General features: G+C 44.7%; 10 protein-coding genes. 4 read left to right on the top strand and 6 right to left on the bottom strand.

Annotation, left to right across the window (positions count from 1 at the left end):
• Window positions 1-66 precede the first annotated feature (66 nt).
• Window positions 67-1503 (bottom strand): Na+/H+ antiporter NhaC, encoded by a 1437-nt coding sequence (gene nhaC / locus H735_RS01735; protein WP_020196358.1) that lies wholly within the window; start codon window positions 1501-1503, stop codon window positions 67-69.
• 437 nt (window positions 1504-1940) lie between these two features.
• Here nhaC and asd point away from each other — a divergent pair, with 437 nt between their 5' ends.
• Complete coding sequence (gene asd / locus H735_RS01740; protein ID WP_020196359.1) at window positions 1941-3056, top strand: aspartate-semialdehyde dehydrogenase; 1116 nt, start codon at window positions 1941-1943, stop codon at window positions 3054-3056.
• Between the two features lie 312 nt (window positions 3057-3368).
• Here asd and H735_RS01745 read toward each other — a convergent pair whose 3' ends face one another.
• Complete coding sequence (locus H735_RS01745; protein WP_020196360.1) at window positions 3369-4217, bottom strand: ion transporter; 849 nt, start codon at window positions 4215-4217, stop codon at window positions 3369-3371.
• 62 nt (window positions 4218-4279) lie between these two features.
• Window positions 4280-4918, bottom strand: a complete 639-nt coding sequence (locus tag H735_RS01750) for a YchE family NAAT transporter (protein WP_005439704.1) — start codon at window positions 4916-4918, stop codon at window positions 4280-4282.
• A 651-nt stretch (window positions 4919-5569) separates the two neighbouring features.
• Here H735_RS01750 and adhE point away from each other — a divergent pair.
• Entirely contained in the window at window positions 5570-8269 is a 2700-nt protein-coding gene (gene adhE, locus H735_RS01755) for a bifunctional acetaldehyde-CoA/alcohol dehydrogenase (protein ID WP_020196361.1), read from the top strand.
• Window positions 8270-8415: 146 nt separating this feature from the next.
• Here the strand turns inward: adhE and H735_RS01760 are convergent, their stop codons facing one another.
• The 3 genes from H735_RS01760 to sodB form a co-directional block, all read right to left on the bottom strand.
• A complete protein-coding gene (locus H735_RS01760; protein ID WP_020196362.1) occupies window positions 8416-9159 on the bottom strand; it encodes an SDR family oxidoreductase in 744 nt (247 codons plus the stop codon).
• 134 nt (window positions 9160-9293) lie between these two features.
• Complete coding sequence (locus tag H735_RS01765) at window positions 9294-9797, bottom strand: VC2046/SO_2500 family protein (protein WP_005439698.1); 504 nt, start codon at window positions 9795-9797, stop codon at window positions 9294-9296.
• Window positions 9798-9953: 156 nt separating this feature from the next.
• A complete protein-coding gene (gene sodB, locus H735_RS01770) occupies window positions 9954-10538 on the bottom strand; it encodes a superoxide dismutase [Fe] (protein WP_005439697.1) in 585 nt (194 codons plus the stop codon).
• A 242-nt stretch (window positions 10539-10780) separates the two neighbouring features.
• On the opposite strand from sodB, the gene H735_RS01775 reads away from it, so the two are divergent.
• Together H735_RS01775 and H735_RS01780 are read left to right on the top strand one after the other, a co-directional pair.
• Window positions 10781-11116, top strand: a complete 336-nt coding sequence (locus H735_RS01775; RefSeq protein WP_009707292.1) for a Grx4 family monothiol glutaredoxin — start codon at window positions 10781-10783, stop codon at window positions 11114-11116.
• 75 nt (window positions 11117-11191) lie between these two features.
• Window positions 11192-11821, top strand: a complete 630-nt coding sequence (locus tag H735_RS01780) for a DsbA family protein (protein WP_005439695.1) — start codon at window positions 11192-11194, stop codon at window positions 11819-11821.
• The last annotated feature ends 74 nt before the right edge of the window (window positions 11822-11895 follow it).

The following is an 11895-nucleotide window of genomic DNA, read 5'->3' on the forward strand; positions in this document are numbered from 1 at the left end:
AAAAAGGACCGAATCATCGGTCCTTTTTTATTCATGGAAGGTTTCTAGCTATAGAAAGCTGAAGCCTTAAGCTGTTTGTTGCTTTAGTTCAGCTTCTGTTTGTTCTTCTGTTGCTGGAGCCGTTGGTTCGCATTTATCAACAAACCAGCCCATGTAAGAAGTAAAGATGGTCACGATGATACACACGAAGCTCAGCCACATGAACGGCGCGTACGACAATGTTGCCACACCCAAGATGCTTGCCATGTAGATACCATTATCGCTCCACGGCACCATACCGGATGTCAGCGTGCCACCAAACTCTGCGTTACGAGAAAGGTTCTTGCGCTTGTAGCCAAGGCGGTCGTAGTTCTTCGCACAGATCTTAGGAGTAAGAATCAGTGATACGTACATCGCAGAGCCAAATACGTTACCCATGAAGGCGGTACCAATCGTGCTGGTTGCCAGTGAGCCTGCGCTCTGAACACGTCGCTCGAATAGTTTCGCAATTGTCTCTAGTACGCCGACTTTGTCGAGCAGGCCGCCAAAACCTAGACCAAACACGATCACCGCAACAGAGCCCAGCATAGAAGACATGCCACCACGGTTTAGAATCGAGTCAATGAAATCCACGCCTGAAGAAATCGCAAATGGTGCCCAAGCGGTATTAAATGCCGTTAGGAAGTCTACATCCTGAATCATCACTGCCCAGGTAATACCTAGTAGTGAACCGAAGCTGATCACAGGGAAAGAAGGCATGCGCATCGCCAATAGAGCCAATACGATGATCACTGGGACAAAGGAATAAGGCGTGATGAAAAATTGTTGTTCCATTGCCTGAATAACAGAATCCACTTGGCTCATATCCACTTTACCTGCGAAGTGGAAGCCAAATGCGGTAAACATGATACCTGTGATGATGTAGCTGATCAGTGCGATAGGCAGCATGCCCTTGATGTGCTCAACCACTTCTACATTCGACATAGAAGAAGCAAGGATCACGGAATCTGAAAGTGGAGACATCTTGTCACCAAAGTAACAACCCGATAGAACCGCACCCGCAGTGATTGGTGCTGGAACACCAAGACCTTGACCGATACCCATCATCGCAATACCTGCTGTACCCGCCGCACCCCAAGATGTACCTGTTGCCAAGGCAGTCAGAGAACAAATGATCATGGTCGCCAGCAAGAAGATAGAAGGGTGAATCGCTTTCAGACCGTAGTAGATGATGGTTGGTACGATACCACCAGAGATCCAAGTCCCCACTAAGGCACCTACAGCAAGAAGAATAAGCACTGCTCCCAAACCATTAGAAATACCGTTTAGTGCTGCTTTTTCTAGGTCTTTGTATTGATGGCCGAGTCTTAAGCCCAATAGCATGATAATGAACCAGCCAATGTACAGCGCAAGCTGAATTGGAAGGTCTAGTTTGGCAGTAAATGAAAATGCCAAAAGAAGAAACAAACCTAGTGAGATAAATACCTGTATCAGACTAGGAAGACGTGTTGTAACTTGCTTCATATGTGCCTCTGTCGTTCATGGAGCAATAGAGGAAGGCCGCTCCCTGTTTTAATCGCGCCTAACATACATTAACAAAAATTATATTTCGAACATTTGGTGCTTTATCTTGACTTTCGTCCGCATAAACGTTTGCTTGTGAAATTAATAACTAAAAAACTTTAAGTTTAATAGTTTGAAATGTTTTGTGATGTAAAAAATATGTGCTGCAATTGTTGTTTTCTTACTGAGTGGTAAGACCTTATCGCGTGACGTTCACAGTTTTCTGGGCGGAATTAGATGGTTAATCAATAAGAAAAGAGAAGAAAATAACTGGGATTATAAAAATTCGCGGCAAACGTTAAAAAAGTTGTGTTTATTTGCAAATTAGGGCTTGAGATTTTGTGGCGAAAATTGAACTATGGAGAAAGTTTCAAAAATATACATGGAGAGTTAATGCGATGAGAGTAGGTTTAGTTGGTTGGCGCGGCATGGTCGGTTCAGTTCTGATGCAGCGCATGGTCGAAGAGAAAGACTTCGATCTGATCGAGCCAGTTTTCTACAGCACGTCTCAAATAGGTATCCCAGCTCCAAACCTAGGTAAAGAAGCTGGTCTACTTCAAGATGCGTTCGATATTGACAGTTTAAAACAACTTGATGCAGTGATTACGTGTCAAGGTGGCGGTTACACAGAGAAAGTTTACCCAGCACTTCGTCAAGCTGGTTGGAAAGGTTACTGGATCGATGCGGCTTCGACACTTCGTATGGCAGAAGACTCCATCATTACTCTAGATCCTGTGAACCTAGCGCAAATTCAACAAGGCATTCACGGCGGCACTAACACCTTTGTTGGTGGTAACTGTACTGTTAGCTTGATGCTCATGGGCCTTGGCGGCCTGTTCGAGAAAGGTTTGGTTGAGTGGGCAAGTGCAATGACGTACCAAGCGGCGTCTGGCGCAGGTGCACAAAACATGCGTGAGCTGATTTCTCAGATGGGCGTGATCAACGATTCTGTGAGCTCTGAACTGGCTAATCCAGCAAGCTCTATTCTAGACATCGATAAGAAAGTTGCCGACACAATGCGCAGCTCTTCATTCCCAACGGATAAGTTTGGTGTGCCGCTAGCTGGCTCTTTGATTCCTTGGATCGACGTTAAACGCGACAATGGTCAGAGTAAGGAAGAGTGGAAAGCGGGTGTAGAAGCGAACAAGATCCTTGGCTTCCAAGATGCGCCAGTGCCAATCGATGGTACATGCGTACGTATCGGTGCGATGCGTTGTCACTCTCAAGCATTGACTATCAAGCTGAAGCAAAATGTACCAATGGATGAGATTGAAGAAATCATCGCAACGCATAACGATTGGGTTAAAGTGATTCCAAACGATCGTGACATCACGGCTCAAGAACTCACTCCAGCGAAAGTAACGGGTACGCTTTCTATTCCGGTAGGCCGTCTACGTAAGATGGCAATGGGCGATGACTTCCTAAACGCTTTCACTGTTGGTGACCAGCTATTATGGGGTGCAGCAGAGCCATTACGCCGTACTCTACGCATCATTCTTGCTGAGAAAGCTTAAAAGAACGAACACTACGTTTCTTGAGAGCCAAACGCTATATAAAAGCCGATGTGAATTCATCGGCTTTTTTGATCGTAAGTCTGGAGTACGGAACGGGCTGTACTTTGCGAAAGTTCTTTATTAAGAGAGACAAATAGAGGGGGCTGGCGCCCTCGTTCTTTAGAGTGAGAGATATTGTTCTCCAAACTAACGCCGCGTCATTCCCGAAAGCGACGAAGGAGCGCAGTCGGGAATCTCTTGTTGGAGGCATCACGCATCACGCCCTGAGACTCGGGAGCGCTCCACTTTAGGCATCGAAAGCCGATTCCTGTTCTATTCTTCCTCGTCTGCACTCACGACGCGATTGTCAGGATCCGCTAACTCACTACCACAATGCTTACAGTGCATCGCATCAGAATCATGGCCGGAGCGGTTACAGTTCGGGCATTTCACCAGTTCTTTATGAGCATTCATCTCGTTACTCAATTCTGCGGTAATAATGCCAGTGGGAACCGCCAGTATCGAATAACCAAGCAACATGGTTAATGACGCGATGGCTTTCCCGAGATGTGTTTGCGGCACCATGTCACCGTAGCCCACGGTAGTGATCGTCACAATCGCCCAGTAGATGCTTTTCGGAATACTCGTAAAACCATTGTGTGGGCCTTCAATAACGAAGATTAGCGCACCAAAAATGGTGACCAGAATACCTACAGTACTAAAGAAGATAAGAATCTTACGACGCGCCATTAACAGAGAGCGCAACAAGATGTTGGAATCTTGCAGGTAGCGTACAAGTTTTAGGATTCGGAAGATGCGCATGACACGCAGCAATCGCACGACACCCATAAACGATGCGCCAGGGAAGAAGATCGCCAGATACGTTGGCAAAATAGCCAACAAATCGACTACACCATAAAAGCTGGTTGCGTAAGACTTAGGCTTGGGAGAACAGTAAAGCCTTAATAAGTACTCAACTGTGAATAGGGCAGTAAAAGTGTATTCAATATAACGCAGTTCTCGTGACCATTCTGTCATCACAGATGGTAAGGACTCTAAGATGAGAACCACAAGAGAAGTGATGATCGCAATAATCAGCGCGATATCGAAAATGCGCCCAGCACGAGTGTGCGTGCCGAAGATGATGACGTATAAATGATGCTTAAGAGACTTGCGAGGCATGATGTTGCACTGTCAGCGTTAAAATGAAACGGATTGCAACATCATACCAGAAGTTGGGAAAGTTAGGCTAAACCGGGGAATAGGTTTCTTAGGCCGTTAGCAATGAACTCAATACCCAATGCGCCAAGGATCAGGCCCATAATACGCGTGATCACGTTGATACCTGTCTGACCAAGAAAGCGTACGATCAAAGGCGCAGAACGGAATAGCAACCAAGAGCAGAAACAGAACAGCATGATGGTGACACTAATACCAACGGTATCAAGTGCACTTGGGTAACGTGCACCATAAACGATGGTTGAACTGATGGCACCAGGGCCTGCCATTAATGGCATCGCCAGTGGTACTACGCCGATTTGTTCGCGGCTGACGTATTCTGATTTCTCTTGTTTGTTCTGCTTATCTTCACCCAACTTACCGCTCATCATCGAGAACGCGATACTAAGAAGTAGCAAGCCGCCAGCAACACGGAAAGAATCCAGAGAAATGCTGAACATATCTAGCAACAACTGACCAGCAAAAAGAGAAATGATCAAAATGACCGCAACCGCAACATTGGCTGTCGTGGCGGTTTTGCTTTTCTCTTCTGGTGTCATATGACCGGTCAGTGATACGAACACAGGCATGATACCAACAGGGTTCACTGCTGCGACCAAACCTAAGAAAAACTGTAGGAAAATAGCTAACTCTAAAGTCTGCATGTTGCTTACTCGTAAACGTTCACAATAGTGAAAAAGAGAGGGGGTAATTTTAGGCGGTAATGTAAGGCAAAAGTGCGGTCGGAAGAAATGAAAAAAACTAACGTATTTGGCCTAGTATTTGTGAGAAAAACTAATTATTGAAGAAAATGTATGCAATCTGGAAACGAATTGTTACGTAGAAGATTGGTGGTAACCTGAACTGATTTACACAAACGTTAACATTCGCACATTTTTCACAAAAAGAAAGGTGGTTTGTAGAGAGATATGACGCATTCGATATACTCTCAGTAGCACAAAAATTAGGGTCCACATGTAATTTTGTTGGCTAAAAATGAAACTTTTTTACAGATTATTGTTGTTTCTTTTAGTTTTTAGTTCGTTTGCTTCTTTTTTGCTCAATTAAAAATGAAGTTTAATTTATTTGTTTATCAATGATTTAAGTCGTTTTGTTGTGGTAAACCACTACTTTGGGGGTATTTCAGTTGTGAGAACTGATCCAAGTCAATTTTTTTCACACTCTGAAATATTATACTCAGCCCTGAAAGCAATTTACTAAGATGGTTGTTAGTTAAGTCGCTGATAAACAGTAGAAACGAAAGACAATAGCCTTACTAAAAAGTTTTTAATATTTATTATTTTAGGAGATCCACCATGCCTGTAACTAACTTAGCTGAACTAGATGCTCTAGTAGCACGCGTTAAAGCAGCACAAGAAGAGTTCGCTACATTTTCTCAAGAGAAAGTAGATGCAATCTTCCGCGCAGCTTCTCTTGCAGCTAACCATGCTCGTATTCCACTAGCACAACAAGCAGTTGCTGAATCTGGAATGGGTATTGTTGAAGATAAGGTAATCAAAAACCACTTCGCTTCAGAATTCATCTACAACAAATACAAAGACGAAAAAACATGTGGCATCTTGGAAGAAGATGACAACCTAGGCACGATGACTATCGCTGAGCCTGTAGGTATCATCTGTGGTATCGTTCCAACGACTAACCCAACTTCTACTGCAATCTTCAAATCTCTAATTTCTCTAAAAACTCGTAACGGCATCATCTTCTCGCCACACCCACGTGCGAAGAACTCTACTAACGATGCAGCTAAACTAGTTCTAGACGCAGCAGTAGCAGCGGGTGCTCCAAAAGACATCATCGGTTGGATCGACCAACCATCTGTAGAGCTTTCTAACGCTCTTATGAAGCACGACGGCATCGCTCTTATCCTTGCAACTGGTGGTCCAGGCATGGTTAAAGCAGCTTACTCTTCTGGTAAGCCAGCAATTGGTGTAGGTGCAGGTAACGTTCCTGTAGTTATCGATGAAACAGCTGACATCAAACGTGCTGTTGCTTCTATCCTTATGTCTAAGACTTTCGATAACGGCGTAGTATGTGCTTCTGAGCAAGCTGCAATCGTAGTTGGCGAAGTATACGACGAAGTGAAAGAGCGTTTCGCTTCTCACAAAGCTCACGTTCTATCTAAAGCTGACGCTGATAAAGTACGTAAAGTACTTCTTATCGACGGCGCACTAAACGCGAAAATCGTAGGTCAACCTGCTCCAGCAATCGCTGAAATGGCTGGTGTTAAAGTTCCTGCTGATACAAAAGTACTTGTAGGTGAAGGTCTAGGTAAAGTTTCTTACGATGATGAGTTCGCTCACGAGAAACTATCTCCAACTCTAGGTCTATTCCGTGCTGACGACTTCGAAGACGCAGTTGCTCAAGCGGTAACAATGGTTGAAATCGGTGGTATCGGTCACACATCTGGTCTTTACACTAACCAAGACGTTAACGCAGACCGCATCCGTTACTTCGGTGACAAGATGAAGACTGCTCGTATCCTTGTAAACATCCCGACTACTCACGGTGGTATCGGTGACCTTTACAACTTCAACGTAGCACCTTCTCTAACTCTAGGTTGTGGTTCTTGGGGTGGTAACTCTATCTCTGAGAACGTAGGTCCTAAGCACCTTATCAACAAGAAAACTGTAGCTAAGCGAGCTGAAAACATGTTGTGGCACAAACTACCTAAGTCTATCTACTTCCGTCGTGGTAGCCTTCCAATCGCAATGAGCGACCTAGAAGGTAAGAAACGCGCATTCCTAGTAACTGACCGTTTCCTATTCAACAACGGTTACGCTGACGAAGTAGTTAAACTGCTTAAAGAGCAAGGCATCGAAGTTCAAACATTCTTCGACGTAGAAGCGGATCCAACACTATCTGTTGTTGAGAAAGGTGCAGAAGCAATGAAGAGCTTCCAACCTGACGTAATCCTAGCTCTAGGTGGTGGTTCACCAATGGATGCTGCGAAGATCATGTGGGTAATGTACGAGCACCCAGAAACTCACTTCGCTGAACTAGCAATGCGCTTTATGGACATCCGTAAACGTATCTACAAGTTCCCTAAAATGGGTAAGAAAGCTGAGCTTGTATGTATCACTACAACTTCAGGTACTGGTTCAGAAGTTACTCCATTCGCGGTTGTTACAGACGACAAGACTGGTGCTAAGTACCCACTAGCTGACTACGAAATCACGCCAAACATGGCTATCGTCGATGCTAACCTAGTAATGAACATGCCTAAGTCTCTAACAGCATTCGGTGGTTACGATGCAGTAACTCACGCTCTAGAAGCTTACGTATCTGTTCTTGCGAACGAGTACTCAGACGGTCAAGCTCTACAAGCACTTAAGATGCTTAAAGAGTACCTACCTTCAAGCTACGCGAACGGTGCAAACGACCCAATCGCTCGTGAGAAAGTACACAACGCGGCAACTATCGCTGGTATCGCGTTTGCTAACGCATTCCTAGGTGTTTGTCACTCTATGGCGCACAAGATTGGTGCTGAGTTCCACCTACCTCACGGTCTAGCGAACGCACTACTAATCTCGAACGTTGTACGTTACAACGCGAACGACAACCCAACTAAACAAACTGCGTTCTCTCAATACGACCGTCCACAAGCACGTCGTCGTTACGCTGAAGTTGCTGACCACCTAGGCCTAAGCCAAGAAGGTGACCGTACTGCTCAGAAGATTGAACGTCTACTAGCATGGTTGGACGAGCTGAAAGGCGACCTAGACATCCCAATGTCTATCCAAGCTGCAGGTGTTTCTGAAGCTGACTTCGTAGCGAAACTAGACGAGCTAGCTGTTGAAGCGTTCGATGACCAGTGTACAGGTGCTAACCCACGTTACCCTCTAATCACTGAGCTGAAAGAAGTGCTAATGGCTTCTTACTACGGTAAAGCATTCGTTGAAGGTGAAACTTTCGAAGGTACTACTGTAATCAAGAAGAAAGCAGACCAAGTAGCTAAGCCAGCAGCGAAAGCAAAGAAAGAAAAAGCTAACGCATAAGTAACACGTTAGTTATGAGATAGGTTTTCGCTAGCACGAAACCTACAATCGGGAAAAAGCAAAGCCCCAGTCGAGATACTGGGGCTTTTTTTGTTTCTTAATTTATTCGCTTTAAGGTAAGAACGTGATTCTAGGTCGAGGGAGGATTAGACTTCAGTAGTGACGACGCGGCCGCTGAAGTACTCATTAGCAACAATGTAGGCTGTGTTTCTAACTAACTCGTCTTGGATCTGTGCCCAGTGCCTTTCGTCTAGATCTTCACTAGTGTGATTAACTGATGGAATCACACCGCCAACGCGAATATTGAATGGTGTCAGTTCTTTTGCCCAGCTATGAGTAAAACCGGATACCAAAGCCGCCATACTTTCTACGCCTGTCAGATCCTCATGATTATCGTGTGAGATAACGTTAACGATAACGCCTTTCTTTTCTCTTGAGCGGAAGCGCTCTGCACTCACTTGTCCGTAGGTATAGAGGAATCGTGCCGCCGAGGAAAGGTGGTCGATATAGGTGCTCATTGGCTCTGGCGCCATTAAGCTTGGCATTGGTGAGCTCGTCCAGCAATTTACGATAACGTCCGGAGTAGCCCCTAGCTGTGATTCGATTTGGTCAAACAACAGATTAATGGATGTGGTGTTGTCACTGCACACATTCATCGCATAGACCTTGTCGGAGAAGGCACTGATTTGTTCGTAGCTTGCCTTTAAGGCACTAGGGTTCTGGTCACAGAGCACCAGCGTCGCGCCAAGGTGGGCGAAGTGGTTAGAGCAAGTCCTGCCTAAGACAGAGCCTGCAGACGTGACGAGAATGATTGATTCTTTGATATCCATAGCACCTTCACTGTAATTTCTTGTGTTAAAGAATACATCAGTGGTTTGTGCTAATAGCATGGACGAATTTATTTGAGCTCAGTGTGAAAAGCTTCAAACTAACGCTTTCGAGCAACAACAATTGTTTTGGAATTTGTAAGGCGTCACATTTCTGACGTGTCGAGAATGTAAGCCGTTGGAGAAAAAGCTGATCTCTAAGCTTGCGTTTGAATTTGGTACTGACGTTGAGCCGTCACGAGTTGATTGTACAACCCAGCTTCAGGAATCAATTGCTTGTTGCGCTCGCCCAAGCTACGGCGTTCATGACCAGATAGGTTGTGGTAAACCTCTTCTGGTAGATTGAAAGTATCTTCAGGAAGGTAAGTCAGCGCATCTGGTTTTAAGTAGTGGCTCAGTTTTGCGGAGGGCAGTCCTGCATCATGGAACTGTTTTGCTTGCTCAGCTGCAAGTTCGTAGCTGCTGCTATCAGAACGAAGTGCTTGAGGTTGAGATAACCCGAACTGTTGGCGAAGAATGTCATCACTCGTGAGTACTTCTTGGACTTCTTCAACCGGAACCACATCACGAACATCATTCGAGAACATAGACAGAATCAGTGAGAAATCAGCGCGACGACCTTCGTGTACGGCATGGTTAATACCATTACCGAACTGAAGTTCGTTGATGATTGCTGCTTTGTCTAAAGTATGGATTTGCATGATGTTCCTCGCTTGATGCACTTTTAACGGCAACAACGGAAAGAACTTTAGGAAAAAGAGGGGATTAATTGAATAAACTGGTTTTAGGAGCAATAAAAAAGCCCGCAATAGTGCGAGCTTTTAAATATGACTAAATTGAACTTAGGGGGAAGTAAATTACTTCGCTAGGTTCTCTGCTACGAAGTCCCAGTTTACAAGAGCCCAGAAGCCGTTCATGTAATCAGGACGTACGTTGCGGTAATCGATGTAGTAAGCGTGTTCCCATAGGTCAACAGTTAGAAGTGGAGTAGTACCTTCTTCTGTTAGAGGAGTCGCTGCGTTAGACGTGTTAACGATCTCTAGAGAACCGTCAGCTTTCTTAACTAGCCAAGTCCATGAAGAACCGAAGTTGTTGATTGCTGAATCAGTGAATTTTGCTTTGAATTCTTCGAAAGAACCGAACGCTGCGTTGATCGCGTCAGCAACTGCACCTGTTGGTTCGCCGCCTGCGTTTGGTGCTAGACAGTGCCAGTAGAACGTGTGGTTCCAGATCTGTGCTGCGTTGTTGAATACGCCACCAGTTGAAGTCTTGATGATCTCTTCTAGTGTTTTACCTTCGAACTCAGTACCAGGGATAAGACCGTTTAGCTTAACAACGTAAGTGTTGTGGTGCTTACCGTGGTGGAAATCTAGAGTCTCTGCAGAGATGTGTGGTTCTAGTGCGTCTTTCGCGTAAGGTAGAGCTGGTAGTTCAAATGCCATTGCTCAATTCTCCATAGATATGAAAGGGTTACCTTTCGATTGCTTCCAGTGTTTTTATTTATATGTAGTCTTTACGACTGACTTGAAAAGTATTTTAGCAAGTTTTTACTTTATTAAAACCCCGATATGAAAATATTTTAAGATAAAACCAATAAAGACTTACTAATTATATGGTTTTTATTCTGTGTTTATTGAGTAAAATGTGGCAATAATTAAAGTTCACATCCATGAATGAGGAAGCGATGGAAACTATCGATAAAATCAAACAGCAGATCTCTGAAAACACAATCTTGCTGTACATGAAAGGATCACCGAAACTGCCTAGCTGTGGTTTCTCTTCTCAAGCAGCACAAGCGCTAATGGCATGTGGTGAGAAGTTCGCTTACGTAGACATCCTACAAAACCCAGACATTCGTGCTGAACTACCTAAATACGCTCAATGGCCTACATTCCCACAACTATGGGTTGAAGGCGAACTGATCGGTGGTTGTGACATCATTTTGGAAATGTTCCAGAAAGGTGAGCTTCAGCCTCTTATCAAAGAAGCGGCAGCACGCGTTGAAGGTGACGCTGAGTAATTCGTAAATACTCACATTTGGCGATAGAATACAAAGGAGCCGCATTGGCTCCTTTTTCTTTTTTAGGTTAGTGGAATGAACTTGAAGCTTTACTACGTACATGATCCTATGTGCAGCTGGTGTTGGGGCTACAAACCAACCATCGAAAAATTGAAGCAGCAACTGCCGGGTGTGATTCAGTTTGAGTATGTTGTGGGTGGGCTCGCGCCAGATACTAATCTGCCTATGCCACCGGAAATGCAGCAGAAAATTGAGCAAATTTGGAAGCAAATCGAAGGTCAGCTTGGTACCAAGTTTAACTACGATTTCTGGACGTTGTGCACACCAGTACGTAGCACTTACCAATCTTGCCGTGCCGTTATCGCTGCAGGCTTCCAAGATTCTTATGAGCAGATGCTAGAGGCGATTCAACACGCTTACTACTTACGTGCGATGCCGCCTCATGAAGAAGCAACCCATCTGCAACTTGCAAGAGAGATTGGCTTAAACGTTCAGCAGTTTAAGAATGATATGGATGGCACTTTGCTGGAAGGTGTTTTCCAAGACCAGTTAAGCCTTGCCAAGAGTCTTGGTGTAAATTCTTACCCGAGTTTGGTACTGCAAATTAACGATGCTTACTTCCCGATTGAAGTGGACTATGTGTCTACAGAAAACACGTTGAAGCTGATTCGCGAGCGCATCATCGACAACATGCCAGCGCAATAATCCGAAACGGTTTTCAAAGCCCAAACAACAAAAAGCCGCTCAATGAGCGGCTTTTTCGTAACGAATTGTATCCA

The organism is Vibrio owensii CAIM 1854 = LMG 25443 (genome assembly GCF_000817815.1).
Classification (GTDB): domain Bacteria; phylum Pseudomonadota; class Gammaproteobacteria; order Enterobacterales; family Vibrionaceae; genus Vibrio; species Vibrio owensii.

Excerpts from the sequence above, each read along its gene's own strand:
- nhaC (WP_020196358.1), bottom strand. The coding sequence starts at position 1,503 with ATGAAGCAAGTTACAACACGTCTTCCTAGTCTGATACAGGTATTTATC.
- asd (WP_020196359.1), top strand. The coding sequence starts at position 1,941 with ATGAGAGTAGGTTTAGTTGGTTGGCGCGGCATGGTCGGTTCAGTTCTG.
- H735_RS01745 (WP_020196360.1), bottom strand. The coding sequence starts at position 4,217 with ATGCCTCGCAAGTCTCTTAAGCATCATTTATACGTCATCATCTTCGGC.
- H735_RS01750 (WP_005439704.1), bottom strand. The coding sequence starts at position 4,918 with ATGCAGACTTTAGAGTTAGCTATTTTCCTACAGTTTTTCTTAGGTTTG.
- adhE (WP_020196361.1), top strand. The coding sequence starts at position 5,570 with ATGCCTGTAACTAACTTAGCTGAACTAGATGCTCTAGTAGCACGCGTT.
- H735_RS01760 (WP_020196362.1), bottom strand. The coding sequence starts at position 9,159 with ATGCTATTAGCACAAACCACTGATGTATTCTTTAACACAAGAAATTAC.
- H735_RS01765 (WP_005439698.1), bottom strand. The coding sequence starts at position 9,797 with ATGCAAATCCATACTTTAGACAAAGCAGCAATCATCAACGAACTTCAG.
- sodB (WP_005439697.1), bottom strand. The coding sequence starts at position 10,538 with ATGGCATTTGAACTACCAGCTCTACCTTACGCGAAAGACGCACTAGAA.
- H735_RS01775 (WP_009707292.1), top strand. The coding sequence starts at position 10,781 with ATGGAAACTATCGATAAAATCAAACAGCAGATCTCTGAAAACACAATC.
- H735_RS01780 (WP_005439695.1), top strand. The coding sequence starts at position 11,192 with ATGAACTTGAAGCTTTACTACGTACATGATCCTATGTGCAGCTGGTGT.